A 25,558-nucleotide genomic window follows, 5' to 3' on the forward strand; every position below is an offset into this window, starting at 1 on the left:
CCCGGGCGGGTGGGAGCGCTGCTGTCCGGCCCCTCTGCAGGGGCCCGCCGCGAGCTTGCGAGCGGTGGGGGGCAGAAGTCCTTCTTCAGGCGGTGCGGAGCACGCCCTCGATCTCGAGCTCGACGTCGATCTTGTCGCCGACGACGACGCCGCCGCCGTCCATCGGCATGTCGATGTCCACGCCGAACTCCTTGCGGGAGATCGAGGTCTTGCCGGAGAAGCCGGCGCGGGTGCCGCCGTAGGCGTCGGGGCCGAAGCCGTTGAGCTCCAGGGCGAGGGTCACCGGCTTGGTGATGCCCTTGATCGTCAGGTCGCCCTCGACGACCCAGTCCTCGCCCTTGTTGCGCACGCCGGTGGAGCGGAACTCCATGACCGTGTGGTTGCCGACGTCGAAGAAGTCAGCGGACTTGATGTGGGCGTCGCGCTGCTCCTGGCGGGTGTCGATCGAGTCCATGTCGATCGTGGCGTGCACCGCGGACTGCGCCGGGTCCTCGGCGGTGACGATCTCGCCGGAGAACTCGCGGAAGTAGCCGCGGACCTTGCTGACCATCATGTGGCGGACCGAGAAGCCCACCGTGGAGTGGGAGGCGTCGATGTCCCACGTGCCGACGACGTAGCCGGGGATCTGGGTGGTGCTGACCATGGTGACCTCCGAGTGGTTGAGCGTTTGACTGCCTGCGTCGGGCACAGCGTAGTTGAACGCTTGAGCATTCCGCCAGTACCCTCGCACCCATGACGAGTGACGTGTCCCCCGCGGTGCGGGCGGCGGGCGCAGCCGCCCCGGTCCCGCCCGCCGCGACGCGCTGGCTGGACGCCGACGAGCAGCGTGCCTGGCGCGCCTGGCTGTACAGCTGGATGCTCCTCGACGACCGGCTCGACCGCGAGCTGACCCGCCAGACGGGCATCTCGCACGCCTACTACGAGATCCTCGTCCAGCTGTCGGAGACCGAGGGCCGGCAGCTGCGGATGAGCGAGCTCGCCGAACGCTGCCTGTCCTCCCGCAGCCGGCTGTCCCACGCGGTGTCCCGGCTGGAGGAGCGCGGCTGGGTGCGCCGGCAGGTCTGCCCCGACGACGGGCGCGGGCAGCTCGCCGTCCTGACCGACGAGGGGTTCTCGGCCCTGGAGGGCGCGGCGCCGGTGCACGTGGAGAGCGTGCGCAGCCACCTGTTCGACCAGCTCAGCCCGGAGCAGGTCGCGGCGATGCAGGACATCGGCGAGACCCTGCTCCGCCACCTCAACGACGACTGACCCCACCGCTGCTGCCGAGTGGCAGCTCAGCGGGCCCTCCGCGACTGCGTGGGGCCGCGAGCTGTCACTCGCCGACTGTGGACGACGGCAGCGGCGACCTCCCGCGCTGCGGCAGGGTGCGGCGGTGCCTCGCCCCGTCCGTCGTCCCGAGCAGCTCCGCGGCCGCGTCTTCCGCGGCACGTCGGCCGTCCGCAGCGGCCTGCTGACCGCCGACTGCCTGCGCGGCCCCGGCTGGGTGCGGCTCTTCCCGGACGTCTACGCCGACGCGACCCTGGACGTGACCCACACGGTGCGCGCCCGGGCGGTCGGCCGGCTCCTGCTCCCGCACGGTGTCCTCTCCGGCGCCAGCGCGGCGGCACTGTGGGGGCTGGCCGACCTCGCGCTCCCGGAGGACGACGTGGAGGTCACCGTCGCACCGGGGACGCCCCGCGGCGCCGCCGCCGGGGTGGCGGTGCGCCGTCGGCTGGTCCCCGCTGCGCAGGTGCGCCCGGTCGAGGGGGTCCGGGCGACCGCCCCGGAGACGACGGCCCTGGAGCTCGCCGCACGGCTGGCGCCGGACGACGCCGTCGTCCTGCTCGACCGGTTCGTGGCCGCCCGGCTCACCACGCTGACCACGCTGCAGCTCACGGCCGCAGAGCTGAGCGGCCGCGGCTGCCGCCGGGCCCGCCAGGCGACGTCCCTCGCCGACGGGCTGGCCGGCTCGCCGCAGGAGACCAGGCTGCGCCTGTTGCTCCACCGGTCCCCGCTGCCTCGCCCGGTCGCCCAGCACGTCGTCCGGCGCGACGGGGTGTTCGTGGCGCGGGTCGACTTCGCCTGGCCCGCCCGGCGGATCGCCCTGGAGTACGAGGGCGCCTGGCACACCACCCGCATCGCCGCGGACCGGCGGCGGCTCGAGGGGCTGCAGGCCGCGGGCTGGCGCGTGCTGTTCGTGACCGCGGCCGACCTCCACTCCCCCGCCGCCCTGCTGGCGAGGATCGCCGCTGCCCTCGGCGAGTGACAGCTCAGCGGGGTCATCTGCAGCCGCAGACCCCGCTGAGCTGTCACTCGGTGCGCAGGAGGGGTGCCCCCGTCAGGCGGCGGGGGCCAGGGCCTCGTCCAGGAACAGGTCGCGGGTCAGGACGCCGGTGTCCGGGTTGTCGGTGAAGATGCCGTCCACGCCGGCCGCCCAGAACGCCAGCTGCTCCTCGAGCGCCCGGCCGTAGGCCGCCGGGTCGGTGCCCTCGTCGAGCTCGGCCGGCAGGAACTCGTTCTCGTTGCGGAAGGTGTACGGGTGGACGAGGAGGTCCACGGCGTGCGCGTCCGCGACGAAGGAGGTCGGCTCGCCCAGCGTGCCGTCCTCGGCCACCGGGATCACCTGCGACTTCTCCGGGCCCACCCCGTCGGCGTACCGGGCGACCACGGCCAGGCCCGCGGGGCTGGAGAGGTCGGCGTAGGTGTACGGCTGGCCGGCGGCGACCAGGTCGGCCGGGGCGCCACTGGCCGACAGCAGCTGGACCAGCGGCACCCGGACCCCGGCCGCGTCCAGCTCGCGGAGGTTCGTCGTCTCGAACGACTGCAGGAAGACCGGCGAGTCGGGACGGTCGAGGCAGGCCTCACGCAGGTCGGCCAGCAGCGGCTCCTCCAGGGAGAGCCCGATGCCGTCGAAGTAGGTGGGGTGCTTGGTCTCGATGTAGGCCCCGATCTCCCGGTCCAGCTCCCGGCTGAGCTCCTCGCGCAGCTCCAGGAACTCGTCCAGGGTCGGCACCGCGAACAGGCCGTCGTAGAGGGTGTTCTCCTCCCGCAGCTCGGGCAGCCGCTCCACCGCGCGCAGCGTCTGCAGCTCGGCCAGCGTGAAGTCCTCGGTGAACCAGCCGGTCAGCTCGACGCCGTCCACGGTCTTGGTCGTCTGCCGGTCGGCGAACTCCGGGCGGTCGGCGACGTCGGTGGTGCCGGAGATCTCGTTCTCGTGCCGACAGACCAGCACGGCGTCGGCGGTGCTGACCGCGTCGCACTCGATGTAGTCCGCGCCCATCCGGGCGGCCAGCTCGTAGGACGCCAGCGTGTGCTCGGGCCGGTAGCCGGAGGCCCCCCGGTGGCCGATGACCAGCAGGTCCTCGTCGGGGTCGGCGCCCTGGTGGCCACCGCGGTCAGCACTGCTGGACGGCGTGGCCGAGGACGCCGGGGCGACGACCAGGGACAGCAGGACGGCGAGCAGGGCAGTCAGCACAGCGGCGGACAGCCTGGACGTACGGCTCATCGGGACCCCCACGGGCTCGGACGGCGACCCTCGCCGACGGCCCGCCCGACAGCACAGTGGGCCCTGGGACCCCGCACAGGCAATGCCCGGCGAACACCGGGTGAAGTCGGACGGCGCGTCCGGCGAGTCGCCCGGCGCGTCGCGCACCCGGGAGGGGAGCTCATCGAGTGACAGGCCAGCGGGCTCTCCCGGCCGGGAGAGCCCGCCGGCCTGTCACTCGCCGCGCCAGACCGGGGTGCGCTTCTCGGCGAAGGCCCGGGCGCCCTCCAGCGCGTCGGCCGAGCCGAACACCCGGTCGGCCAGCTCCCGCTGGGCCTCCAGCGCGGCCCGGTTGGTCCAGCCGACCGACCCGGCGATCAGCTGCTTGCTGGCCCGCACACCCAGCGGGCCGTTGACCGCGATCCGGGCGGCCAGCTCGCGCGCACCGGCCAGCGCGCCGCCGGGTTCGGTGAGGGCGTTGACCAGCCCGAACCGGTGCGCCTCCTCGGCGGGCAGCGGGTCACCGGTCAGCGCCATCTCCATCGCCCGCTGGTAGGGCAGCGCCTTGGCCAGCCGCAGCACCCCACCACCGGCGGCGAAGAGCCCGCGCTTGACCTCCGGGATGCCGAACCGGGCGTCCCGGGCGGCCACCACCAGGTCCGCGCTGAGCGCCAGTTCGCAGCCGCCGGCCAGCGCCCAGCCCTCGACCGCGGCGATCAGCGGCTTGGCCGGCGGCGCCTCGGTCAGCCCGGCGAACCCCCGGCCCTCGATCCGCGGCCGCTCACCGCGGGCGAACGCCTTGAGGTCCATGCCGGCGCAGAACGTCCCGCCGGCGCCGGTCAGCACCAGCACGACGACGTCGTCGCGGGCCTCGAACTCGTCGATCGCGGCCGCCAGGGCCTCGGTCGTCGCCAGGTCGACGGCGTTCCTGGCCTCCGGCCGGTTCAGGGTGAGCACCCCGACGCCGTCGATCACCTCGGTGAGCACCGGTGCGGTCATGGCCTGTCCTCTCGTGGGTCGACGGATCGGTTCAGCCCTGCCACACCTCGGCGACCCGGGCGGCGACGCCGGCCGCCTGGGTGCGCCCGGCCCGGGCCGACGGGGCACGGGCGGCGGGGTCGAGCACGTTCTTGCCGATGGCGGCGCGGCTCGCCTCGTCCGGTGCGACGACGGCGACCCGGCTGACCAGGCCGGTGACCTGGGCGTCGACGCTGGCCATCAGGCCGGCGCCGCGCGGCAGCGGTGCGATCACCACGATCCGCTCGTACTCGGCGGCCAGGTCGGCGTTGGCGGTCGAGCGCATGCCGCCGTCCATGTAGCGCCGGTCGCCGATGGTCACCGGCGGGTAGACGCCCGGGACGGCGCAGCTGGCGCCGACCGCGGTGGCCAGGTCGACCCCGGAGTCGCGGGTGAAGGGCGTGAACTCCCCGCTCCCGGTGTCGACGGCGGTGACCACCAGCGGCCGGTCGGGCCACTGCGCGCCGGCCAGCCGGCCCTCGATCGCGGCGCGGCGCTCCTCCTCCGACGGGGTCCGGCCGGTGTCGGCGGCGGTGCGCGCCAGCTCGCCGATCCGGCGGCGGAAGGCCACGTCGTCGCGGCGGGCCAGCAGCATGGCCAGCCCGTACCGGGCCAGCGTGCCGCGGCCCAGCCGGGCGGCCCGCTCGTGCGGCCCGACCGGCTCCAGCTGCCGCGCGTGCAGCGACTCGACGTCGGCGCCGGTGGTGAGCAGGGCACCGACCACCGAGCCGGCCGAGGTGCCGACGACGAGGTCGGCGGAGGTCAGGTCGACGCCGGCCTCGGCGAGCCCGGCGACGACCCCGATCTCCCAGGCGATGCCGGTGATGCCGCCGCCACCGAGGACCAGGGCCGTGCGTCGCGCGCTCATCGGGCCATCCTGACGCACGCCTCCCATCTCGACTCGGAGGGTGACCTGCGCCACCCTGAGGGCCGGCAACGACGCTGAGCGTGAGGACGACGGATGACCACGACGCAGGCCACCAGCACCCCCGCACCGACCGGGCCGTCGGCCGAGCGCTCCCCGTGGCCCCCCGGGCTGCCGCGCTCGCTGGAGTACCCCGACGTCCCGGTCGGGTCGGTGCTGCGGGCGGCGGTGCGCCGCTGGGGCGACCGGACCGCCTTCGTCCACCACGACGTGGCGCTGTCCTTCACCGAGCTGGGCCGCCGGGCGCACGCGGTGGCCGCCGGGCTGGCGGCCCGCGGCATCGGCCGGGGCGACGTGGTGGCGGTGCACCTGCCCAACTGCCTGCAGTACCCGGCCGTCTACTACGGCGTGCTGCTGGCCGGGGCGACCTTCTCCCCCACCAACCCGTTGCTGCCCCCGGCCGGGCTGGCGCACCAGCTGGCCGACGCCGGCGCGCGGGCGCTGGTCACCTGGGAGCCGGTGCTGCCCGTCGTCCGGCTGGCGCTGCCCGGCACGGGGGTGGAGACCGTGGTGGTCACCGGCCCGCAGCAGGTCGCCGACCCGACGGCCGCCGTCGACCTCGCCGACCTGCCCGGTGCCGTCTCCCTCGCCGACCTGCTGGCCGCCGACCCGGCCGACGCCCACCGCGACGCCGACCTCGACCCGGCCGCCGACCTGGCGCACCTGGCCTACACCGGCGGCACCACCGGGGTCAGCAAGGGCGTGGAGCTGCCGCACCGGGCCGTGGTCACCAACGTGCTGCAGTCGGCCTGCTTCACCACCGGCTCGGTCCCGGCGCTGGACGCCGAGGGCGACGTGACCCTCGACCAGTTCAGCGACCCGGCGGAGCACCCCACCCGCCTGGGCACCGCGACGATCATCAACCTGACGCCCTGGTTCCACGCGATGGGGGTGATCGGCTACCTCAACGGGCAGGTGCTCAGCGGCTCGACCGTCGTGGTGCACGACCGGTTCGACCCGGTGCAGTACCTGGCCGACGCCGTCCGGTACCGGGTCACCAGCATCGGCGGGGCGCCGCCGGTGTTCGTCGCGCTGCTGCAGGTGCCCGGGATCGCCGAGGCCGACCTGTCCAGCGTGCGCGGGTTCTCCAGCGGCGCGGCGCCGCTGCCGGTGCCGCTGATCGAGCGGATGGCGGCGCTGGTGCCCGGGGTGGTGATCGCCGAGGGCTACGGGCTGACCGAGGTGACGATGATGGCGACCGGCAACCCGCCGCACACCTCCGGCATCCGCAAGGCCGGCACCGTGGGCGTCCCGCTGCCCGACACCGAGATCAGCATCCGGCCGCTCGGCGGCGGCGACCCGCTGCCCGCCGGGGAGCGTGGCGAGGTCTGCATCCGCGGGCCCCAGCTGATGCGCGGCTACGCCGGCCGCCCCGACGCGACCGCGGAGTCGATCGACCCCGACGGCTGGTTCCACACCGGCGACGTCGGGGTGCTGGACGCCGACGGCTACCTGGCGATCGTCGACCGCACCAAGGACATGCTGCTCTACAAGGGCTACAACGTCTTCCCGCGCGAGCTGGAGGAGATCCTGTTCGGCGTCCCCGGGGTGGCGGCCGCCGCGGTGGTCGGCCGGCCCGACCCGGAGGCCGGTGAGCTGCCGGTCGCCTACGTGGTGCGCCGGGCCGACGACGCCGGCGCCGCGCTCACCGCCGAGTCCCTGCGGGCGGTGGTCGACGAGCAGGTGACGCCGTACAAGCGGCTGCGCGACGTCGTCTTCGTCGACGCGCTGCCGGTGTCGCCGGCCGGCAAGGTGCTCAAGCGCGAGTTGACCGCGCGTGAGCGTGCCGCGGGCGGGCGTGCGCCGGACGGTGCCCGTACCGGCGGAACGGCCACCACCAGTTGACCTCGCCCAGCAGCGCGACCAGCGCGGGGGTGAGCACCCCGCGCACGACGGTGGCGTCGAGCAGGATGCCCAGCGCCAGCGTGGTGGCGAAGATCTTCACGTCGACCACCGGCACCGTGGAGAGCGCGACGAAGGCCAGGAAGAGGATCAGCGCCGCCGAGGTGACCAGCCGGCCGGTGTACGCGACGCCGTGCACGGTGGCCTCGTCGGTGCTCATCCCCGCGTCCCGGCCCTCCCGGATCCGGGACAGGATGAACACCTCGTAGTCCATCGACAGCCCGAACAGGAACGAGAACGCCGCCACCGGCACCCAGAAGGTGAGCGTGCCGGTCGCGGAGGCACCGAAGAGCAGGTCGGTCAGGTTGCCCTCCTGCCAGATCCACACGGTCATCCCGTACGCGGCCGCGATCGAGACGACGTTGAGCACCAGCGCCTTGACCGGCAGCCAGATCGAGCGCAGCGCCGGGGCGAGCAGCGCGAAGGTGATGACGACGACCAGCGGCAGCACCCACCAGGCGTTGCCGTAGATCGCCTCCACCGAGTCGGCGTCGCCGGCCGCGGTGCCGCCGACCTGGGCCCCGGGGAGCCCGTCGGCGGCCGCCCGGACGGCGGTCAGCGCCTCCCGGCCGGCCGTGGACGACGGGTCGTCGGCGAGGACGACGTCCACCAGCCCCGTCCCGCCCTGCTCCCACGGCTCCCCCGCCGGCGCCAGCACCCCGGCCACGCCCTCGACCGCCGACAGCCGCTCGACGGCGGCGGCGCGGTCGTCGGTGAGCACCTCCACGGGCCGGGCCAGCCCGTCCGGCAGGCCGGCCCCGGTGAGCTGCTGGAAGGCGGTCGCCGCCGGGGAGGACCCGGTGGCGATCGCCGACACCTGCGGGGTGCCCAGCTTGATGCCGAGGACCGGCGAGGCGAGCAGCAGCAGGACCGCGGTGGCCAGCGCGGCGGCGACCCAGCGGTGCCGCACCACCGTCGTCCCGACCCGGTGCCAGGTGCGGCTCTCCGTGCCGCGCAGCCGGCGTCGTGGCCACTCCAGCCGGGGCCCGACCGAGGCCAGCAGGACCGGCAGCAGGGTGAGCGCGACGAGCACGCTGACCAGCGGGATGAACAGCCCGCCGAAGCCGACGGTGCGCAGGAAGGGCAGCGGCAGGACCACCAGGGACAGCAGCGAGATCGCCACGGTGACCCCGCTGAACACGACCGCCCGGCCGGCGGTGGTCATCGCGGTGCGCACCGCGACCAGGTCGTCGGCGCCGGCGGCCCGCTCCTCCCGCCAGCGCATGACCACCAGCAGCGAGTAGTCGATCGCCACGCCGAGGCCGATCAGCCCGACCAGGTACTGCACGATGAAGCTGACGTCGATGACCGTGGTCAGGAGGAGCACCAGCAGGAAGGTCGTGGTGATCGCCACCGCGGCGACCAGCAGTGGCACCAGGGCCAGCAGCGAGCCGAACACCAGCGCCAGGACGACGATCGCGCCGCCGGCACCCAGGGCGATCTCCACGATGATCGGGCGCTCCTCGCCGCCGCCCTCGGCCAGCACCGGGGTACCGGTGACGACCGGCTCGGCGCCGGCGACGGTGGCCCCCTGCAGGGCGCCCTCCAGCTGCGGCAGCGCGGCGGCGTAGGGCGCCGGGCCCTCGACCGCCGGGGGCCAGACCAGCACGACCGCGTTGCCGTCGGCCGCGAGCACGTCGGCCGCCGCGCCCTCGTCCAGCGGGCTGGCCACCCGCCAGCCGGGCTGCCGCAGCCGCTCGACGACGGCGGCCAGCTCGGCCTGGTTCTCGGCCACGGTGCTGCCCTCGGGGAGCGGGACGGTGACCAGCAGGGGGTCGATGGCCCCGCCGTTGCCGAACTGGTCGGTGATGGCCTCGTTCGCCTCGTAGGCGGGCTGCCCGGGGGTGGAGAAGTCGAACCCGAGCCGGTCGATCGTGGTCGGCGCGAGCACCCCGCCCACGACCGCGAGCGCCAGCCAGGCCAGCACCACGGTCCGGCGGTGCCCGAGCACCCAGTCGGCCACTCTGCCCATCGTCTCCTCCTCGACCCCGTCGACCATCAGGAGACTGATGGTCAGTCGGCAACCTACGGTGTCCTGCGTGGCGGAGCCAGGGGACGGGCGCGATCCGGGGGCGGGTCTGCCGCCCTGGCTCGCCGAGGACCCGGCCGGCATCCCCGCCTACGCCCTCGCCCGCGCCGGCGCCGCGGTCAACGCCCTCTTCGCCCGGCAGCTGGCCACCGTCGGGCTGCGGCCGCACACCTTCGTCGTGCTGGTGCACCTGTCCCGCGCCTCCACGCTCACCTCCGCGGAGCTGGCCCGCCGGCTGCAGCTGACGCCGCAGAGCATGAGCGCCCTGCTGCACGGGCTGGTCGACGCCGGCTGGGTCGAGCGACCCGAGGCGGTCCGCCGCGGTCAGCGGGTCGAAGTGCACCTCACCGCGGCCGGCCACCAGGCGCTGCTGGCCGCCGGCCCCGTGCTCGCCGAGCTCGGCCGGCCCGCCGTCCTGGGGCTGACCGAGTCCGAGGTGGCCACCCTGGCCGGCCTGCTGGAGCGGGTGCTCGACGCCGTCCAGCCACTGGCCGGGCCGGGTGCGGCCGACGGACCGCAGCCCAACCCCGGACCGGCCGACATCCCCGGTTGAGCGACCGGGCGGCCCGCGGTACCCAGCGACGGCGGCTATCGTCCCGCCGGTGACGTGCGAGCGACCGGCCCGGTGAGCCGGGCATGGTGAACCAGGACCACAGCGGCGTCCACCTGCCGCACACCGAGGAGTCCCCGGCCCGGCAGGTCTGGCGCCGGGTGCTGATCGCCGCCATCGTGCTGAGCGCCACCGTCCTGATCGTCTACCTGCACCGGGACAGCTACGCGGACAACCAGGGTGGCGAGATCAGCGTGCTCGACGCCACCTACTACGCCACCGTCACGCTCTCCACCACCGGGTACGGCGACATCGTCCCGGTGACGCCGGGAGCCCGGCTGGTCAACATCCTGGTGATCACGCCCCTGCGGATCACCTTCCTGCTCATCCTGATCGGGACCACCCTGGAAGCGCTGACCGCGCGCTCCCGGGAGGAGTTCCAGATCCGACGCTGGAGGTCACGCGTGCGCCAGCACGTCATCGTGTGCGGTTACGGCACCAAGGGCCGCAGCGCCATCCGGGCGCTGCTCAGCACGGGCACCGACGCCGCGCACATCCTCGTCGTCGACCCCTCGCCCCAGGCCATCGACGAGGCCACCGCCTCCGGCTTCACCGGGGTGCTCGGGGACGCCGGGCGGATGGAGGTGCTGCGCCGGACGTCGGTGGAGAAGGCCCGGGCGGTCATCGTCGCCGCCGACCGCGACGACGCCGCCGTGCTGATCACCCTGACCGTGCGGCAGCTGAACCCGACGGTGCCGATCACCGCGAGCGTCCGCGAGGAGGAGAACGCCAGCCTGCTCCGCCAGTCCGGCGCCGACTCGGTCATCACCTCCTCGGCGACCTCGGGACGCCTGCTCGGGCTGTCGACCGACCAGCCCGGCGTGGTCGCGGTCGTCGAGGACCTCCTGACCAGCGGGCGCGGGCTGGACCTCGCCCAGCGCACCGTCACCCAGTCCGAGGTGGGCCTGGCGCCCCGGCAGCTGCGGGACGTCGTCCTGTCGGTGGCCCGCGGCGGGCGCACCCTGCGCTTCGACGACCCGCTGATCGGCACGCTGCAGAGCGAGGACGTGCTCGTCGTCGTCAAGGCCCACCGGTCCCCGGCCGAGAAGGACTGACCCCGGGCGGCCACCGGCCCGGGTTGCCGGTGGCGGTGCACCCACCGAGACTCGGCCGGTGACCCAGCACCAAGATCAGCAGACCGGTGCGGCCGGCGACGAGAGCAGCCCGCTGCGCCGGGCGATCAGCGGCCGGCTGCTCTACCTGTTCATCCTCGGCGACGTGCTCGGCGCGGGGATCTACGCCCTGGTCGGGGAGATCGCCGGCGAGGCCGGTGGCGCCATCTGGGTGCCCATGCTGCTGGCCCTGCTGCTCGCGCTGCTCACCGCGGCGTCCTACGCCGAGCTGGTCACCAAGTACCCCCGGGCCGGCGGCTCGGCGGTCTTCGCCGAGCGGGCCTTCGGCCGGCCGCTGGTCTCGTTCCTGGTCGGCTACTGCATGCTCGCCGCCGGTGTCACCAGCGCCGCGGGCCTGTCCCTGGCCTTCGCCGGTGACTACCTCGGCGTCTTCCTCGACGTCCCGGCGGTGCCGGCGGCGGTGGTGTTCCTGCTGCTCGTGGCGCTGCTCAACGCCCGCGGCATCCAGGAGTCCGTGCGGGCCAACGTGGTGATGACCGTGGTCGAGGTCTCCGGGCTGCTGCTGATCGTGGTGATCGGCGCGATCGTGCTCGGTCGCGGCGACGGCGACCCCGGCCGGGTGGTGCAGTTCCCCGAGGGCGTCTCGGCCGGGTCGGCGGTGCTGGCCGCCGCGCTGCTGGCCTACTACTCCTTCGTCGGCTTCGAGGTCTCGGCCAACGTCGCCGAGGAGGTCCAGGACGTGCGCCGGGTGTACCCGCGGGCGCTGTTCGGCGCGCTGCTCACCGCGGGCGCCGTCTACGTGCTGGTCGGCCTGGCCGCCTCGCTCGTGCTGCCGGCCGACGAGCTCTCCGGCTCGACGGGCCCGCTGCTGGCGGTGGTGCAGGCCAGCGGGGTCGCGGTGCCCGACCAGCTGTTCAGCGTCATCGCGCTGGTCGCGGTCGCCAACGGCGCGCTGCTCACCATGATCATGGCCAGCCGGATGGTGTTCGGGCTGGCCGAGCAGCGGCTGCTGCCCGCGACGCTGGGCCGGGTGCTGCCCGGCCGGCGCACCCCGTGGGTGGCGATCGTGGTGACGACGGCGGTGGCGATGGGGCTGACCCTGGTCGGCGACCTCGGTGAGCTGGCGAACATCGTCGTCCTCCTGCTGCTGCTGGTCTTCCTCAGCACGAACGTCGCGGTGCTCGTGCTGCGCCGCGACCGGGTGGCCGCCGAGCACTTCACCGCACCCGTCGTCCTGCCGGTGCTCGCGATCGCCTCGTGCCTGCTGCTGCTGTCGCAGCAGGAGGCGGCCACCTGGGTGCGGGCGGGGCTGCTGCTGCTGGTCGGCGTGCTGCTGTACCTGCTGGCCCGGGCGCCGTGGTGGGGCGGCCGGCCGGCCCGGTCCGGGGAGCCGACCCGCGCCGCGTGAGCCTCCCGGCGTGGCGGTCAACGACCGGGGCGTGACGTTCGCGTGAAATGTGCCCGGCGGACCGGCGTCCTGACCCGTCGGGGGTGAGGATGGCCGGGCACCGGCGAGAGGAACGGACCTGCAGATGACCGTGTCCCAACCGAGCGCGGTTGAGATCGGGCTGATGTCCGGCCGGGCCGGCTACGTCCTGCGGGCCAACGACCGCGGCGCCTTCACCGTCGCCTCCCCCACCCTCTACCCGCACATGTGGAGCTGGGACGCCGGCTTCGTGGCGCTGGGCATCGCGACGGTCTCGGTGCCGCGGGCGCTCAACGAGCTGCGCAGCCTGCTGTCGGGGCAGTGGGCGACGGGGATGATCCCGCACATCCTGTTCCACGAGCCCAGCGACTACTTCCCCGGTCCGGAGCGCTGGCGCACGCAGGTGGCCGCCGCACGCCCGGCCGGGGTGCTGACGTCGGGCATCTGCCAGCCGCCGATCCACGTGATCGCGCTGTCCCGGATCCTGCACGACGCCCGGCGGAAGGGCGGCGCCGACCAGGAGCTGGCCGAGGAGTTCGTGCGGGAGACCTTCGACTCCTGGCTGGCCTGGCACCAGTACCTGGCCACCGCCCGCGACCCGTACTCCTACGGCCTGGTGGAGATCCACCACGGCTGGGAGTCGGGGATGGACGACTCCCCGCGCTGGGACTCCCCCTACGCCAACGTGCACCCCCAGCCGGACATGCCGCCGTTCGTCCGCGCCGATCTCGCGCACGTCGCCGACCCGTCGCAGCGGCCCAGCGACGCGGAGTACGCCCGCTACCTGTGGCTGGTGGAGCAGAAGGTCCGCGCCCGTTACGACGACACCGCCTACCGGGCGACCGGCGACTTCGTCGTGGGCGACGTGCTGGTGTCGGCGCTGCTGGCCGCCGCCAGCGACCTGCTCGCCGACATGGGCGAGGAGCTCGGCATCGGCGGCGGCACGGCCGGGGGCGTCGAGCAGTCCCGGGCGATCGCCCGGCGGTTCCGCACCGGGGTGCTGCGCTCGGTCAGCCCGCAGACCGGGCTGGCCCGCGACCTGGACCTGCGCACCGGTCAGTGGCTGGACGTGGAGAGCGCCGCCGGGTTCGCCCCGCTGCTGTGCGGCGGCGACGAGGCGCTCACCCGCCGGCAGCGCGACCTGCTGCTCGGCCCGCGGTGGTGCGGGCACTCCCGGCTGCGCTGGCCGGTCGTGCCCTCGGTCTCCCCCGCCTCCCCGGCGTTCCGGGAGCAGACCTACTGGCGCGGGCCGCAGTGGCCGGTGCTCAACTGGCTGATGGCCTGGGCGCTGAACCGCTCCGGCGAGCCCGAGGCGGCCAACCAGCTGCGGCTGGCCGGGCTGTCCCAGCTGATCGACTGCGACTTCGCCGAGTACTACCAGCCGGTGACCGGCGAGACGCTGGGCAGCCGCGACCAGTCGTGGACGGCGGCGATCGCGCTGGACTTCCTGGCCGCCCGGCGCCCGGCGCAGCGGCGCCCGGTCCGCTGGCTGACCAGCGAGCTGCCCCGGATCACCCCCGCCCACCGGGACGCCCACCACGACGCCCACCGGGAGGCCCACCGGGACGGCCGCCCGGCATCGCCGACCCCGCACGCCGGGCACCTCGCCGGGCACCGCCCGCCGCACAGCCGCGGCCCGGCCACCACCCCGCAGCCGCAGCAGCGGCCGTCCTGACCCGCGTCGTCCCGAGATGGACCGGCCGGGCGGGCTCCGGGGTGGAGCCCGCCCGGCCGGGTCTCACGGCCGCGGGTCGGGGCTCTTCGTCAGCGCCGGGTCGGTCTGCGCCACGGGGGCGAGCACCTCGTCGATCCGCCGCTTGACGTCGTCGTCGAGCCGGACGCCGGAGGCCTTGACGTTGTCGGTCACCTGCTCCGGGCGGCTGGCCCCGATGATCGCCGCCGCCACGTTCTCCTCCTGCAGCACCCAGGCCACCGCGAGCGCGGCCATCGACAGCCCGAGGTCGTCGGCGATGGGCTTGAGCTCCTGGACCCGCTCCAGGACGTCGTCGGACAGCCAGCGGGCGATCATGTTCGCCCCGCCGCCCTTCTCGTCGGTCGCCCGGGAGCCGGCCGGGACGGGCTGACCGGGCAGGTACTTGCCGGTGAGCACGCCCTGGGCGATCGGTGAGAAGACGATCTGGCTGATGCCGAGCTCGCGGGAGGTGGGGATGACCTCCGCCTCGGGCACCCGGTAGAGCGCCGAGTACTGCGGCTGGTTGGACACCAGCGGGATCTTGAGCTCGTCGGCGAGGACCTTGGCCGCCCGGATCTGCTCGGCCCGCCACTCCGAGACGCCGATGTACAGCGCCTTGCCGCTGCGCACGACGTCGGCGAAGGCCAGCATCGTCTCCTCCAGCGGCGTCTCGACGTCGTAGCGGTGGGCCTGGTAGAGGTCGAGGTAGTCGGTGCCGAGGCGGCCCAGCGAGGCGTCGATCGACTCGAGCACGTGCTTGCGGGACAGGCCACGGTCGTTCCGGCCGGGCCCGGTCGGCCAGTACACCTTGCTGAACAGCTCGATCCCGCTGCGCCGCTCCCCGGCCAGCGCCTTGCCGAGCACCTCCTCGGCGCGGCCACCGGCGTAGACGTCGGCCGTGTCGAAGGTGGTGATGCCGGCGTCCAGGGCGGCGCGGACGCAGGCGTTCGCCGCGTCGGACTCCACCTGCCCGCCGTGGGTGATCCAGTTGCCGTAGGTGATCTCGCTGATCTTCAGGCCGCTGCGGCCCAGGTGTCGGAACTCCATGTGTCGTTCCTACCCGCTGGGCCAGGTCACGGCTCGGCATCGACTCAGCGGCCGACGGGAGTGGGACGCGGCGGAGGCGGGCAGTGCCTCTCTGGACCCACTCCCACGACCCGAAGGAGTCCCCCTGTGAAGCGCACGATGCTCTTCTCCGCCACCGCCGCCGCGGCTCTCGTGCTCACCGCCTGTGGAGACGACGAGGACGGCGTCGGGGGTTCCTTCGAGGCGCTGGACGACGGGGCGGTGACCGAGACCCCCGAGGTGCTGGTCGACGTGACGAGCGAGCTGGTCGACCCGGAGGGCAGCGTGCTGGGCACCGCCACCTTCACCAGCACCACCGCCGGCACGGAGGTCGAGGTGGAGGCCAGCGGGCTGACCCCGGGCGACCACCCGATGCTGCTGGTCGGCGAGGGCGGCTGCGGCGAGGGCGCGCTCGACGGCGAGCCGGTGGCCGACCTCCCGGCGCTGCCGGTGACCGACCAGGAGGTCGGTGCGCTGGACACCCTGGCCGGGGAGTTCGACCTGGACCTGCTGGTCGACGAGGACGGCACCTCGCTGATCGTCCTGCCGGCGGAGGGCGAGGCCCTGGCCGACGGCGCCGCCTGGTCGGCCTGCGCCTCCATCGAGGGCTGACCGAGGGGCCCGGCGTCAGCGCAGCGGCACCAGACCCGACTCGTAGGCCGCGATCACGGCCTGCGTGCGGTCCCGGGCGCCCAGCTTGCGCAGCAGGCTGCTGACGTGGGTCTTGACGGTCTGCAGGCCGAGGAACAGCTCGGTGGCGATCTCGCCGTTGCTCAGCCCGTGCGCCATCAGCCGCAGCACGTCCGCCTCGCGATCGGTCAGCGCCACCCGCGCCGCGCCCCGGGCCCCGCCCCCGCCCGCGTGCCGCACGGCGAGGGAACGGATCGCGGCGGGGAACAGCAGGCTCTCGCCCCCGGCGACGGTGCGCACGGCGTCCACGATCTCGGCCGGCCGCGCCCGCTTGGGGAGGAACCCGTCGGCGCCGGCGTGCAGGGCCGCGTACACGTTCTCGTCGTCGGCGAAGGTGGTCAGCACGAGGACGCGCGGGACGGTGGGATAGCGCCGGCGCAGCGTCCGGGTCGCCTCGATGCCGTCGACCAGCGGCATCCGGATGTCCAGGACGACGACGTCCGGGCAGGACCGCGCCACCGCCGGCACGACCACCGCCCCGTCCGCGACCTCGCCGACCACCTCGATGTCCTCCTGCGCGTCGAGGATCGTGCGCAGACCGCTGCGCACCAGCTCCTCGTCGTCGACCAGCAGCACCCGGATCGTCATCCGGGCACCGGCAACCGGACGGCGACCCGCCACCCGCCGTCGACCGGGCCGGCCTCCGCGGTCCCGCCGAGGGCGGCGGCGCGGGTCTGCAGGCCGGGCACGCCGCTCCCGGTACCGGCTCCCGCAGGCAGCGCCGCAGGGAGGGGGTTGCGGACGTCGACGACCAGTCCCCCGCCGGCCACCGCGACCCGCAGCCGGACCGGCACCGGCCCGGCGTGCCGCAGCGCGTTGGTGAGCGCCTCCTGCACGATCCGGTACCCCTCCTCCGACAGCTGCCCCGGCAGGTCGCCCACCGGACCGGTGACGTGCAGGTCGACCCGCGCCCCGGCGGCCTCGGCCGAGCGCACCAGCCGGTCGAGGTCGGCCAGCGTGGGCGCCGCCACGGGCGGGCGGGCGGTGTCGCGCAGCAGGCCGAGCACCCGCTCCAGGTCGGCGGTCGCCTGCCGGGCACCGTCCTCGATGGCGCGGAGCGCACCGTCGACGAACGCCGGGTCCCGGCCGGCGACCTCCCGCGCGGCGCCGGCCTGGAGCAGCGTGACCGTCAGCGCGTGACCGATCGAGTCGTGCAGCTCGGCGGCCAGCCGGGTGCGCTCCAGCAGCCGCTCGGTGCGGGCCCGCTGGGTGGCCAGCCGCTCGGCCGCCGAGGGGTGCAGCAGGTGCCGGGCGGCCGCCGCGAGCAGCCTCCCGAGCGCGGCCAGGGCGTACACCAGCCCGAGCACCAGCAGCACCGCGAGCAGCAGGCGGGCCCAGCCCGGGACGCCCGCCGCGGTCGACGGTGCCGACGGGAGCCCCAGCAGGGACCCGGCGGCGGCCACGGTGACCGCCGCCAGCTGACCGGCCACGACGCCGAGTTCGACCCGCACCACCAGCCAGGCCAGCAGCCGGACCCGGTGCGGCCAGCTCCGCGAGGGCTCGACCGTGACGTCGTCGTCGCCGGGCAGCACCAGCGCCCGCACCTGGACGCCCTCGCTCCGCCGCACCACCGGGACGGCGGCCAGGAGGACCAGCAGGGGCAGCGGGGCCAGCGTGAGGCCGGTCATCGTGGCCGGTGAGGCGTCCTCCAGCCCCGGCCAGACCATCGCGCAGGCGACCGCTGACCACAGCCCGACCGTCAGGTGCAGGACGCGCGTCCACGTCGTCCTGCTGGTCACCGGCCGCAGCACGCTGTGCACGTGGCCATGATCCCGTCTCCCGGTCGCCCGCGGCCTCCCGCTGGAGAGGGAGCCGGACGGACCGCGCGACGGAGGTGCCGGGACCTCCGGTCGACCAGCGTGGAGGCATGCCGGACGACGGGAGCGCGACGTGATCGAGGTGCGGGGACTGACCAAGCAGTACGGCCCGGTGACCGCGGTGGCCGGGCTGACCTTCGACGTGCCACCAGGGGTGGTCACCGCCTTCCTGGGGTCCAACGGGGCCGGGAAGTCGACCACGCTGCGGATGCTGCTCGGGCTGGACCGGCCGACCGCCGGCACGGCCCGCATCGACGGTTCGCCGTACGCCGAGCTGCGCGAGCCGCTGCGGACCGTCGGCTCGCTGCTGGACAGCAGCGAGCCGCATCCCGGCCGCACGGCGCGGGCGCACCTGCGCTGGCTCGCCGCGAGCAACCGCGTCCCCGCACGCCGGATCGACGAGGTCCTCGACGTGGTCGACCTGACCGCCGTCGCCGACCGGCGGGTGCGGGGGTTCTCCCTGGGCATGCGCCGGCGGCTGGGCCTGGCCGCCGCACTGCTCGGCGACCCGTCGGTGCTGCTGCTCGACGAACCGGTCAACGGCCTGGACGCCGAGGGCATCCGGTGGCTGCGCACGTCGCTGCGGCAGCTCGCCGCCGAGGGCCGCACGGTCGTCGTCTCCAGCCACCTGATGAGCGAGGTGGAGCAGACCGCCGACCACCTGCTCGTGCTCAGCCGCGGCCGGCTGCTGGCCGACACCTCGCTGCCGGACCTCCTCGCCGGGCACTCCGCCACCCGGGTGCTGGTGCGCACCCCGCAGGCCCGGCGCCTGGCGGAGCTGCTCACCGCCGGCGGCGCCACGGTCGCGGTCCAGCCCGACGGCGCACTGCACGTCGCCGGCGTCGGGGCCGACGTCGTCAGTTCGGTCGCTGCCCGGCACGCGGTGCCGCTGCTGGCGCTGGGCGCCGGCCACCGGTCGCTGGAGGACGCCTTCCTGGCCCTGACCACCGGAGCCGACGAGTGATCGCCGCCCTGCACGCCGAGTGGGTCAAGGCGACCACCCTGCGGTCGACCTGGCTGTGCCTGGCCGGGTTCGCGGTCGCCGCCGCGGGCATCAGCGCCGCCGTGGTCGGTGCGATCGGCGACCTCGAGGCCACCCAGCCCGGGTACGACGCCGGCCTGCTCACCTTCTACGGCCTGAACTTCGGGCAGGTGGCCCTCGTCGTCCTGGCGGTGCTGCTCACCGCCGGGGAGCACGGCCGGCAGACGCTGCACACGTCGCTGGTCGCCGTCCCCCGGCGCGGGGTGTTCCTGGCGAGCAAGGTGGCGGTGGGCAGCGCCCTGGTGCTCGTCACCGCCACGGTCACCGCGGTGGTCAGCGCGGTGGTCACCCAGCGCCTGCTCGGACCGGCGGGGGTCGCCCTCTCGGAGCTGGCCCGGCCGACCGTGGCGGCCGCGCTCCAGCCGACGCTGCTGGCCGTGGTCTGCATGGGCGCGGCCATGATGATGCGCGACCAGGCGATCGCCCTCGGCCTGCTGATCCCGTTCTTCTTCCTGGTCTCGCCGCTCCTCGAGCTGGTGCCGGTGCTGCAGCGCCTCGCCGTCTACCTGCCCGACCGCGCCGGACAGGTCGCCATCCGCCTGCACGCCCGCCCGATCGACGTCTTCGGCCCGGTCGCCGGGCTCGCCGTCCTGGCCCTGTGGGCCGCGGCTGCCGTGCTCGGCGCCTGGTGGGTGCTGCGCCGCAGGGACGCCTAGGCGCGGAGCACCCGGTGCTGCACCTCCGGCAGGATCAGACGAGCTTCAGCGTCATCCGCTTGAGCCGGACGATCAGCCGCATCGCACCGGACCGGCCGAGCTCGTCCTGGCGTTCCTGCAGCTGGCGGCCGAGCTCCTCCAGCCGCTCCGCACCGAGGGCGTGCGACTGGGGGAACATCCGCTCCTCCTCCTCGAACGTGTGGTGGCGCAGCGTCGACTCGAGCATCCGGACCTCGGTGACGAACTCCGGGTCGTCCAGGGCCGTGCGCATCACCGTGGCGAGCTGGTCGTCGATCTGCCGGTGCTCGGCATGGGCCAGCGACAGCAGCGGCGACACGTCCTTGACGGCCGGGTAGAACAGCTCGTCCTCGATCTGGGTGTGCACCTCGAGCTCGCGCAGCAGCTCGTCCCGCAGCCGCCGGCGTTCCGCGACCTGGTCGCCGGTCGTCTCCGCGAGCTGCCGCAGCAGCCCCCGCAGCACGTCGTGGTGGGCGATCAGCACCTCGTCGGCCTTCATCGGGACGCCTCCTCGACGGTCGTCACTGCGGTGGGGCCACGCCAGCGCGCGCGGCGCCGCACCTCGACCTGGCCGTCGCGCACCCGGGTGTCGAAGCACGGCAGCGGCGCGGTCGACGGGCCCTGCGCCGGCTCGCCGGTGGCCAGGTCGAAGCGGGACCCGTGCCACGGGCAGACCAGCTCGCCGCGGTGCAGCCACCCCTCACCGAGCGGGGCGCCCTGGTGCGGGCAGGTGCCGCCCACGGCGTGCACCTCGCCGTCCCGGGCGACCAGCACCACCGGCCGGCCGTCCACGTCGACGCCGACCGGTTCGCCGTCGACGAGGTCGGCCTCGGCCAGCACGGGGGTGAACCGGCGCGGGTGCAGGGTGCGGTCGGCGTGGTCGGTGCCGAGCCCGTGCCGGTAGGACAGCGCCCCACCCAGCCAGCTGCTCGCCACCGTGAGGGTCAGGCCGGCGGCCGCGGTGACCCGGGCCCGCACCGCCCGGCCCCGCCCCCGGTCGGCGAAGGACCACACGTACAGCGCGAGGGCGGTGCTGTTCACCCCGGCGTGCACCAGGCCCACCCGCCGGGCGCCGTCGTGGGCGTGCTGCCAGTCGGTGAACCCGGTCGCCGCGGACGCCACGGCGCCGGCCACGCCGACGCCGACCACGGTCCGCGCAGCCGGCCCGGCGCCCGGTCCCCCGCGGCCGGTGGCGTCGAGACCGTCGAGCACCGACGCCGCGGTCCAGGCGCCGACCGGCACGGTGACCAGCGCCGGGTGCAGCGGGTGGCCGAGCCAGACGCCGTGCAGCAGGTCCTGGAGCGGCCGGGCGTACCGGCCGGTGAGCAGGTAGGTCAGCGCGATGCCGTGTTCGACCTGGTAGCCCGGGGCGTCCAGCACCTCCCAGCGCTCGACCGCCCCCAGGACGCGTTCCAGCCGACTCCGCACGCTCATCGGGGCGTCCCCGGTCCAGTCACGCCCCTCCGGGTGCCCGGTGCCCGCCGGTCGAAACGACCCAGCCCGCGGCCGCCGACCGGCCGGAGCGGGGAGCCAGCCCCGGACGCGTTCCGCGCGGCGTGGAGGATCGGGGCGTCCGCGTCCTCAGGAGGAACAGATGCCAGCCCCGCTCCCGCCGCTGCCCACGACCGTCGTCGGCAGCCTGCCCCAGCCCGACTGGCTGATCGACCGCGACCGACTCGGGCACCAGTTCCCGCCCCGGGTCCGGGCCCGGGAGCTGTGGCGGGTGCCGCCGGAGTTCCTCCAGGAGGCCCAGGACGACGCCACGCTGGCCACCATCCGGGTGCAGGAGGAGGCCGGGCTGGACATCATCGGCGACGGCGAGATCCGGCGTGAGTCCTACTCCAACCACTTCGCCACCGCGCTCGAGGGGCTGGACCTGGACCACCCCGGGTCGGTGCGCAACCGCTCGGGCATCGACATCCCGGCCCCCCGAGTGGTCGGTGAGATCCGCCGGCCGGCCGCGGTGCAGGCGGGCGACGTGCGGTTCCTGCGCGCCCACACCGACCGGGCCGTGAAGATCACCGTGCCCGGTCCGTTCACCATGGCGCAGCAGGCGCAGGACGACCACTACGGCGACGACCGCGCCCTGGCGCTGGCCTACGCCGAGGCCGTGCGGGCGGAGATCGCCGACCTGTTCGCCGCCGGCGCCGACATCGTGCAGCTGGACGAGCCCTGGCTGCAGGCCCGGCCCGAGGTGGCCCGCCGGTACGGCGTCGAGGTGCTCACCGCAGCCCTGGCCGACGCACCCGGACCGGTGCACGTGCACGTCTGCTTCGGCTACGCGGCGATGGTCGCTGACCGGCCCGAGGGCTACTCGGTGCTGCCGCAGCTGGCCGACGTCCCGGCCGCCGCCGTCTCCGTCGAGACGGCGCAGTCGCACCTGGACCCGGCCACCCTGCGCCCGCTGCGCGGCACGGGCGTCGCGCTCGGCGTGCTCGACCTCGCCACGCCGGAGGTGGAGACCCCGGAGACGGTCGCCGACCGGGTTCGCCGCGCGCTGGACCACGTGGACGTCGACCGCCTCGTGCTGTCCAGCGACTGCGGGCTGAAGTACCTGCCGCGGGAGTCGGCGGCGGGGAAGATGCGTTCCCTGGCCCGCGCCGCGCAGCTGCTGCGCGCCGAGCTCTGAGGTCGGGGTGCCGTCCGGTCTCCCCCGGCCGGCACCCCGCCTCCGCTGTCCCCCGCCGACCGGGAATGACCCCAGAGGCGGAGGGCTTGCCGCCGACATGACCACCATCGGACTCATCGGCAGCGGCAACATCGGCAGCACCGTCGCCCGGCTGGCGGTCGACGCCGGCCACGACGTCGTCCTCAGCAACAGCCGGGGACCGGAGACGCTCACCGACCTCGTCGACCGGCTCGGCCCGCGCGCCCGGGCGGCCACCCCCGCCGAGGCCGCGGCGGCCGGCGACCTCGTCGTGGTGACCGTGCCGCTCAAGGCCTACCGCCAGGTGCCGGTCGAACCGCTGCGCGGCAAGGTCGTGATCGACACCGACAACTACTACCCCGAGCGCGACGGGCACTTCCCCGAGCTGGACGACGAGTCGACGACCACCAGCGAGCTGCTCCAGGCGCACCTGCCGGAGTCGCGGGTGGTGAAGGCGTTCAACTCCATCTACGTCACCCAGCTCGGCACGCTGCAGCGGCCCGCGGGCGACCCGGAGCGCTCCGTGCTGCCCATCGCCGGGGACGACGAGACGGCCAAGCAGGCGGTGGCGGCGTTCCTCGACTCGATCGGGTACGACGCCCACGACGTCGGCCCGCTCGCGGAGGGCTGGCGCTTCCAGCGCGACACCGCGGCCTACGTCACGCCCTACGCCGTGCCCGGCGAGGGCTTCCCGGAGGTGCCGGGGCGCCAGGTCACCCGGGCGACGCTGGTCGAGCTGCTCGCCGCGGCGCGCCGCTACCGCGACATGTGACGGTCCGGCGCGCGGGGAGGCAGCACGCTGCCGCCTCTCCGCGCACCGCGGTCAGCCGTTCCGGTGCGGGCCCTCGGTGCGGTCCTCGACGGCGCCGTGGTGCACCAGGCTGGCGACGGCCAGGGCGAGGCCGCCCCAGAGCACGACCATCGCCACCACCATCATCACGATCGCGGCGGTGCTCATCGGGGTCCTCCCTCGTCCAGCGGGCGGTCGTGCGGGGCCGGGGCCGTCGTCGAGGCCGCGTGCAGCGGCGCCGCCGGATCGGCACCGGGTGGCGGTCCGTCCAGGTGGGTCCCGGCGCGCCACGGCAGCCGGGCGAGGAGGAAGCCGAGGAGCGGCAGCACCGCGACCAGCGCCCAGCCGAGCGCCAGGAGCAGCCAGGTCGGGTAGTCCTCGTAGGGCGCGGTGAGGTCGTCCCGCAGGGCGAGGACGAGCACGACGGCCAGGCCGACCGGGGCGACGACGCTGGTCAGCAGCCGCCAGCCGGTGCCGAGCCGAGGCCGGCCGTGGACGTTGAGGTGCCCGCCGAGGACGGGCAGGGCCCGCACCACCCAGGCGACGACCAGCATGCTGACCAGCGCCACGACGAGGATGCCGTACTGGTTGACGAAGTGGTCGACGACGTCGAGCACGTAGACGCCGCTCGTCGTGCTGAACAGCACCAGGCTCAGCACCGCCGCGGGGACGCCGACGGCGAGGGTCGCGGTGAGCCGGCCGGTGTCGAGCTTGTCGCGGACCGCGGAGATCACCACCTCGATCACGCTGATCAGCGAGGTGATGCCGGCGATGACCAGCGCCCCGAAGAACAGGACGCCGAGGAGGGCGCCGGCCGGGGCCTCGCTGATGATCGCCGGGAAGGCGATGAAGGCCAGCCCGATCCCACCGCTGGCGACCTCGTCGACCGCGACCCCGTTGGCCTGGGCCATGAACCCCAGGGCGGCGAACACCCCGATGCCGGCGAGCAGCTCGAAGCCGGAGTTGGAGAAGCCCACGACGAGGCCGGAGCCGACCATGTCCTCGCGGCGACGGACGTAGGAGGCGTAGGTGATCATGATGCCGAAGCCGACCGACAGCGAGAAGAAGATCTGGCCGAACGCGGCGGCCCAGACCGAGGGCGCGGTGAGCGCCGACCAGTCGGGCGCGAAGAGGGCGTCGAGCCCGGCCCCCGCCCCCGGCAGCAGCAGCGCCTGCACCACGAGGGCGACGAAGGCGAGCACCAGCACCGGGATGAAGAGCAGCGAGGTCAGGCCGATGCCGCGCTGGACGCCGAGGGCCATGACCACCAGGACGACCAGCCAGACCAGCGCGAGGGGCCAGAGCACCCCGGGAACGACGTCCGCAGTGACCCGGACGTCGCCGGCCTGGAGGAACTCGCCGAAGAAGAACCCCTCGGGGTCGTCGCCCCAGGCCAGGTCGAGGGAGAAGAAGGTGTACCGCAGCGCCCACGCGATCACCGCGGCGTAGTAGACGGCGATGACGAAGCAGATGCCCACCTGCCACCAGCCGAGCCCCTCGGTGCCGCGGCGCAGCCGGGCGAAGGAGAGCGGCGCCGAACCGCGGTGCCGGTGGCCGATCGCGTAGTCCAGCAGCAGGAAGGGCAGGCCGGCGGTCAGCAGCGCGATCAGGTAGGGCAGCAGGAAGGCGCCGCCGCCGTTCTCGTAGGCGACGTAGGGGAACCGCCAGATGTTGCCGAGCCCGACGGCCGACCCGATCGCCGCCAGGATGAACACGCGCCGGGAGCTGAACCCGCCGCGCCGCTGCTCCTCGTCGGGCTGCCCCATGGCCTCCCCTGCCGTCGTGCTCATCCGACCTCCCGTGTCGTCGCCCACCGGACCGGCGGGCTCCTGGCGCACCGGTCCACATCGCGGCCGTCGGGGAGATGATCTCAGGAGGTGAGGTCGGGCGGGCACCCGTCGACCGCGACGTCGGCACCCGCGCACGAGCGGGCCGACGCGGCGCTGCGGACGCCCTTCCCGGCGGGATCCGGGACTCCTACCGTCGTCCCATGACCCGGAAGCCACTGCGGTGCCGCTTCGGGTTCCACGCCTGGGTCCAGCGACACCCGGAGGGCGATCGGCCCGCGAGGTCGGAGGACAAGATCTGCCGTCGGTGCGGGAAGCGCACCGGCAGCCCGTTCGGCAGCGCGCCGTGGGTCTTCCCCGGCTGACGTCCGGCCGACCGACCCCTCTGCACGACGAACCGCCCCGGACCTGGCGGTCCGGGGCGGTTCGTCGTGGTGCGGGGGGTGGGTGCTGGTGGAGGCGGCGGGAATCGAACCCGCGTCCTGCGACGCATCACCAGGGCTTCTCCGAGCGCAGTTCGCTCTGCCTCTGCTCGGCCCTCCTGATCTCACGAACGAGTCAGGATGACGGGCCCAGTCGCTGTTTGGTGTCCCACACGCAACCGCGACCGATGCGTGCGGTGAGTCATCTAGCTGATGCCAGGATCCGGGCCGATGACGAACCCGGGCTGACAGACTCGCCTAGCTGCCGTCAGGCAGCGAGAGCGAAGTCGCGCTGATTGGAATCGGCGCTTGTGTGTTTTGCAACGGATGGTTAACGAGATCATCGTTGCCTTCCTCGGCTCGCTTCCCCTGGTCAAACGACCGCAGTCGAGACCAATCGCCCCCCTGTGTAGTTGTACGGCCAGCATAACGGCACCCGCCCCGGAGTTGTTCCCCCGAGCGCGCGCCTCGGCGCGAGCCGCGTCC

The 25,558-nt window shown here is 74.7% G+C and carries 25 protein-coding genes and 1 other RNA gene; 13 read left to right on the forward strand and 13 right to left on the reverse strand.

The window, feature by feature from the left end:
- Positions 1–85 precede the first annotated feature (85 nt).
- Positions 86–643, reverse strand: coding sequence for a YceI family protein (locus tag FB380_RS00385; RefSeq protein ID WP_166753354.1), 558 nt, complete (start codon positions 641–643; stop codon positions 86–88).
- An 89-nt stretch (positions 644–732) separates the two neighbouring features.
- Between FB380_RS00385 and FB380_RS00390 the strand changes: the two genes are divergently transcribed.
- Both FB380_RS00390 and FB380_RS00395 read left to right on the forward strand, forming a co-directional pair.
- On the forward strand, positions 733–1,248 hold the full coding sequence (locus FB380_RS00390) for a MarR family winged helix-turn-helix transcriptional regulator (RefSeq protein ID WP_229682021.1): 516 nt from the start codon (positions 733–735) through the stop codon (positions 1,246–1,248).
- A gap of 124 nt (positions 1,249–1,372) precedes the next feature.
- Complete coding sequence (locus tag FB380_RS00395) at positions 1,373–2,245, forward strand: endonuclease domain-containing protein (RefSeq protein WP_166753355.1); 873 nt, start codon at positions 1,373–1,375, stop codon at positions 2,243–2,245.
- 72 nt (positions 2,246–2,317) lie between these two features.
- Here the strand turns inward: FB380_RS00395 and FB380_RS00400 are convergent, their stop codons facing one another.
- The 3 genes from FB380_RS00400 to FB380_RS00410 form a co-directional block, all read right to left on the reverse strand.
- Complete coding sequence (locus FB380_RS00400; RefSeq protein ID WP_229682022.1) at positions 2,318–3,454, reverse strand: glycerophosphodiester phosphodiesterase; 1,137 nt, start codon at positions 3,452–3,454, stop codon at positions 2,318–2,320.
- Between the two features lie 243 nt (positions 3,455–3,697).
- Positions 3,698–4,462 carry a crotonase/enoyl-CoA hydratase family protein gene (locus tag FB380_RS00405; RefSeq protein ID WP_166753357.1) on the reverse strand — a complete coding sequence of 255 codons (765 nt, stop codon included), beginning with the start codon at positions 4,460–4,462 and terminating at the stop codon, positions 3,698–3,700.
- Positions 4,463–4,493: 31 nt separating this feature from the next.
- The gene (locus FB380_RS00410) at positions 4,494–5,348 is read right to left on the reverse strand and encodes a patatin-like phospholipase family protein (RefSeq protein WP_166753358.1); all 855 of its coding nucleotides are present in this window, start codon (positions 5,346–5,348) and stop codon (positions 4,494–4,496) included.
- A 93-nt stretch (positions 5,349–5,441) separates the two neighbouring features.
- On the opposite strand from FB380_RS00410, the gene FB380_RS00415 reads away from it, so the two are divergent.
- Positions 5,442–7,250 carry a class I adenylate-forming enzyme family protein gene (locus tag FB380_RS00415; protein WP_166753359.1) on the forward strand — a complete coding sequence of 603 codons (1,809 nt, stop codon included), beginning with the start codon at positions 5,442–5,444 and terminating at the stop codon, positions 7,248–7,250.
- Here FB380_RS00415 and FB380_RS00420 read toward each other — a convergent pair.
- A complete protein-coding gene (locus tag FB380_RS00420) occupies positions 7,162–9,306 on the reverse strand; it encodes an MMPL family transporter (RefSeq protein ID WP_243850099.1) in 2,145 nt (714 codons plus the stop codon). The two genes, FB380_RS00415 and FB380_RS00420, sit on opposite strands and share 89 nt — an antisense overlap.
- Before the next feature lie 40 nt (positions 9,307–9,346).
- Here FB380_RS00420 and FB380_RS25165 point away from each other — a divergent pair, with 40 nt between their 5' ends.
- From FB380_RS25165 to ggh, 4 genes are all read left to right on the forward strand, one after another.
- Positions 9,347–9,889 carry a MarR family winged helix-turn-helix transcriptional regulator gene (locus FB380_RS25165; protein ID WP_166753360.1) on the forward strand — a complete coding sequence of 181 codons (543 nt, stop codon included), beginning with the start codon at positions 9,347–9,349 and terminating at the stop codon, positions 9,887–9,889.
- 83 nt (positions 9,890–9,972) lie between these two features.
- Positions 9,973–11,001, forward strand: a complete 1,029-nt coding sequence (locus FB380_RS00430; protein ID WP_166753361.1) for a potassium channel family protein — start codon at positions 9,973–9,975, stop codon at positions 10,999–11,001.
- Positions 11,002–11,059: 58 nt separating this feature from the next.
- Positions 11,060–12,427, forward strand: a complete 1,368-nt coding sequence (locus tag FB380_RS00435; RefSeq protein WP_166753362.1) for an APC family permease — start codon at positions 11,060–11,062, stop codon at positions 12,425–12,427.
- Positions 12,428–12,551: 124 nt separating this feature from the next.
- On the forward strand, positions 12,552–14,120 hold the full coding sequence (ggh, locus tag FB380_RS00440; RefSeq protein ID WP_166753363.1) for a glucosylglycerate hydrolase: 1,569 nt from the start codon (positions 12,552–12,554) through the stop codon (positions 14,118–14,120).
- Positions 14,121–14,183: 63 nt separating this feature from the next.
- Here the strand turns inward: ggh and FB380_RS00445 are convergent, their stop codons facing one another.
- Positions 14,184–15,185, reverse strand: coding sequence for an aldo/keto reductase family protein (locus FB380_RS00445; protein ID WP_166753364.1), 1,002 nt, complete (start codon positions 15,183–15,185; stop codon positions 14,184–14,186).
- A 126-nt stretch (positions 15,186–15,311) separates the two neighbouring features.
- Between FB380_RS00445 and FB380_RS00450 the strand changes: the two genes are divergently transcribed.
- Positions 15,312–15,815 (forward strand): superoxide dismutase family protein, encoded by a 504-nt coding sequence (locus FB380_RS00450; RefSeq protein WP_166753365.1) that lies wholly within the window; start codon positions 15,312–15,314, stop codon positions 15,813–15,815.
- A 15-nt stretch (positions 15,816–15,830) separates the two neighbouring features.
- Here FB380_RS00450 and FB380_RS00455 read toward each other — a convergent pair whose 3' ends face one another.
- Together FB380_RS00455 and FB380_RS00460 are read right to left on the reverse strand one after the other, a co-directional pair.
- On the reverse strand, positions 15,831–16,481 hold the full coding sequence (locus FB380_RS00455; protein WP_166753366.1) for a response regulator transcription factor: 651 nt from the start codon (positions 16,479–16,481) through the stop codon (positions 15,831–15,833).
- Positions 16,478–17,653: a sensor histidine kinase gene (locus FB380_RS00460; RefSeq protein ID WP_166753367.1), complete on the reverse strand. Its 1,176-nt coding sequence runs from the start codon at positions 17,651–17,653 to the stop codon at positions 16,478–16,480. The genes FB380_RS00455 and FB380_RS00460 overlap by 4 nt, the downstream gene beginning before the upstream one ends.
- Positions 17,654–17,783: 130 nt before the next feature.
- Between FB380_RS00460 and FB380_RS00465 the strand changes: the two genes are divergently transcribed.
- Complete coding sequence (locus tag FB380_RS00465) at positions 17,784–18,674, forward strand: ABC transporter ATP-binding protein (protein WP_166753368.1); 891 nt, start codon at positions 17,784–17,786, stop codon at positions 18,672–18,674.
- Positions 18,671–19,408, forward strand: coding sequence for an ABC transporter permease (locus tag FB380_RS00470; protein ID WP_166753369.1), 738 nt, complete (start codon positions 18,671–18,673; stop codon positions 19,406–19,408). Before FB380_RS00465 ends, FB380_RS00470 begins: the two co-directional genes overlap by 4 nt.
- Positions 19,409–19,442: 34 nt before the next feature.
- Here the strand turns inward: FB380_RS00470 and FB380_RS00475 are convergent, their stop codons facing one another.
- Complete coding sequence (locus tag FB380_RS00475; RefSeq protein ID WP_166753370.1) at positions 19,443–19,925, reverse strand: hemerythrin domain-containing protein; 483 nt, start codon at positions 19,923–19,925, stop codon at positions 19,443–19,445.
- Positions 19,922–20,860, reverse strand: a complete 939-nt coding sequence (locus tag FB380_RS00480) for a Rieske (2Fe-2S) protein (RefSeq protein WP_166753371.1) — start codon at positions 20,858–20,860, stop codon at positions 19,922–19,924. Before FB380_RS00480 ends, FB380_RS00475 begins: the two co-directional genes overlap by 4 nt.
- 160 nt (positions 20,861–21,020) lie before the next feature.
- On the opposite strand from FB380_RS00480, the gene FB380_RS00485 reads away from it, so the two are divergent.
- Both FB380_RS00485 and FB380_RS00490 read left to right on the forward strand, forming a co-directional pair.
- The gene (locus FB380_RS00485) at positions 21,021–22,055 is read left to right on the forward strand and encodes a 5-methyltetrahydropteroyltriglutamate--homocysteine methyltransferase (protein ID WP_166753372.1); all 1,035 of its coding nucleotides are present in this window, start codon (positions 21,021–21,023) and stop codon (positions 22,053–22,055) included.
- A gap of 97 nt (positions 22,056–22,152) precedes the next feature.
- A complete protein-coding gene (locus FB380_RS00490; RefSeq protein ID WP_166753373.1) occupies positions 22,153–22,845 on the forward strand; it encodes an NADPH-dependent F420 reductase in 693 nt (230 codons plus the stop codon).
- A 51-nt stretch (positions 22,846–22,896) separates the two neighbouring features.
- On the opposite strand, the gene FB380_RS00495 is transcribed toward FB380_RS00490, so the two are convergent.
- Both FB380_RS00495 and FB380_RS00500 read right to left on the reverse strand, forming a co-directional pair.
- Positions 22,897–23,031 carry a methionine/alanine import family NSS transporter small subunit gene (locus FB380_RS00495; protein WP_166753374.1) on the reverse strand — a complete coding sequence of 45 codons (135 nt, stop codon included), beginning with the start codon at positions 23,029–23,031 and terminating at the stop codon, positions 22,897–22,899.
- Positions 23,028–24,653 (reverse strand): sodium-dependent transporter, encoded by a 1,626-nt coding sequence (locus FB380_RS00500; protein WP_166753375.1) that lies wholly within the window; start codon positions 24,651–24,653, stop codon positions 23,028–23,030. Before FB380_RS00500 ends, FB380_RS00495 begins: the two co-directional genes overlap by 4 nt.
- Positions 24,654–24,853: 200 nt before the next feature.
- Between FB380_RS00500 and FB380_RS00505 the strand changes: the two genes are divergently transcribed.
- Positions 24,854–25,015 carry a hypothetical protein gene (locus tag FB380_RS00505; protein ID WP_166753376.1) on the forward strand — a complete coding sequence of 54 codons (162 nt, stop codon included), beginning with the start codon at positions 24,854–24,856 and terminating at the stop codon, positions 25,013–25,015.
- A gap of 86 nt (positions 25,016–25,101) precedes the next feature.
- Here the strand turns inward: FB380_RS00505 and ssrA are convergent.
- Positions 25,102–25,477: a transfer-messenger RNA gene (ssrA, locus tag FB380_RS00510) on the reverse strand.
- Positions 25,478–25,558 lie beyond the last annotated feature (81 nt).

It is taken from the genome of Modestobacter marinus (assembly GCF_011758655.1).
GTDB classification, from domain to species: Bacteria; Actinomycetota; Actinomycetes; order Mycobacteriales; family Geodermatophilaceae; genus Modestobacter; species Modestobacter marinus.

Bases quoted from the DNA above. Each gene is read 5' to 3' on its own strand.
- FB380_RS00390 (WP_229682021.1), top strand. From the start codon at position 733: ATGACGAGTGACGTGTCCCCCGCGGTGCGGGCGGCGGGCGCAGCCGCC.
- FB380_RS00485 (WP_166753372.1), top strand. From the start codon at position 21,021: ATGCCAGCCCCGCTCCCGCCGCTGCCCACGACCGTCGTCGGCAGCCTG.
- FB380_RS00455 (WP_166753366.1), bottom strand. From the start codon at position 16,481: ATGACGATCCGGGTGCTGCTGGTCGACGACGAGGAGCTGGTGCGCAGC.
- FB380_RS00410 (WP_166753358.1), bottom strand. From the start codon at position 5,348: ATGAGCGCGCGACGCACGGCCCTGGTCCTCGGTGGCGGCGGCATCACC.
- FB380_RS00500 (WP_166753375.1), bottom strand. From the start codon at position 24,653: ATGAGCACGACGGCAGGGGAGGCCATGGGGCAGCCCGACGAGGAGCAG.
- FB380_RS00415 (WP_166753359.1), top strand. From the start codon at position 5,442: ATGACCACGACGCAGGCCACCAGCACCCCCGCACCGACCGGGCCGTCG.
- FB380_RS00490 (WP_166753373.1), top strand. From the start codon at position 22,153: ATGACCACCATCGGACTCATCGGCAGCGGCAACATCGGCAGCACCGTC.
- FB380_RS00445 (WP_166753364.1), bottom strand. From the start codon at position 15,185: ATGGAGTTCCGACACCTGGGCCGCAGCGGCCTGAAGATCAGCGAGATC.
- FB380_RS00475 (WP_166753370.1), bottom strand. From the start codon at position 19,925: ATGAAGGCCGACGAGGTGCTGATCGCCCACCACGACGTGCTGCGGGGG.
- FB380_RS00430 (WP_166753361.1), top strand. From the start codon at position 9,973: ATGGTGAACCAGGACCACAGCGGCGTCCACCTGCCGCACACCGAGGAG.
- FB380_RS00420 (WP_243850099.1), bottom strand. From the start codon at position 9,306: ATGGTCGACGGGGTCGAGGAGGAGACGATGGGCAGAGTGGCCGACTGG.
- FB380_RS00505 (WP_166753376.1), top strand. From the start codon at position 24,854: ATGACCCGGAAGCCACTGCGGTGCCGCTTCGGGTTCCACGCCTGGGTC.
- ggh (WP_166753363.1), top strand. From the start codon at position 12,552: ATGACCGTGTCCCAACCGAGCGCGGTTGAGATCGGGCTGATGTCCGGC.
- FB380_RS00405 (WP_166753357.1), bottom strand. From the start codon at position 4,462: ATGACCGCACCGGTGCTCACCGAGGTGATCGACGGCGTCGGGGTGCTC.
- FB380_RS00495 (WP_166753374.1), bottom strand. From the start codon at position 23,031: ATGAGCACCGCCGCGATCGTGATGATGGTGGTGGCGATGGTCGTGCTC.
- FB380_RS00480 (WP_166753371.1), bottom strand. From the start codon at position 20,860: ATGAGCGTGCGGAGTCGGCTGGAACGCGTCCTGGGGGCGGTCGAGCGC.
- FB380_RS00385 (WP_166753354.1), bottom strand. From the start codon at position 643: ATGGTCAGCACCACCCAGATCCCCGGCTACGTCGTCGGCACGTGGGAC.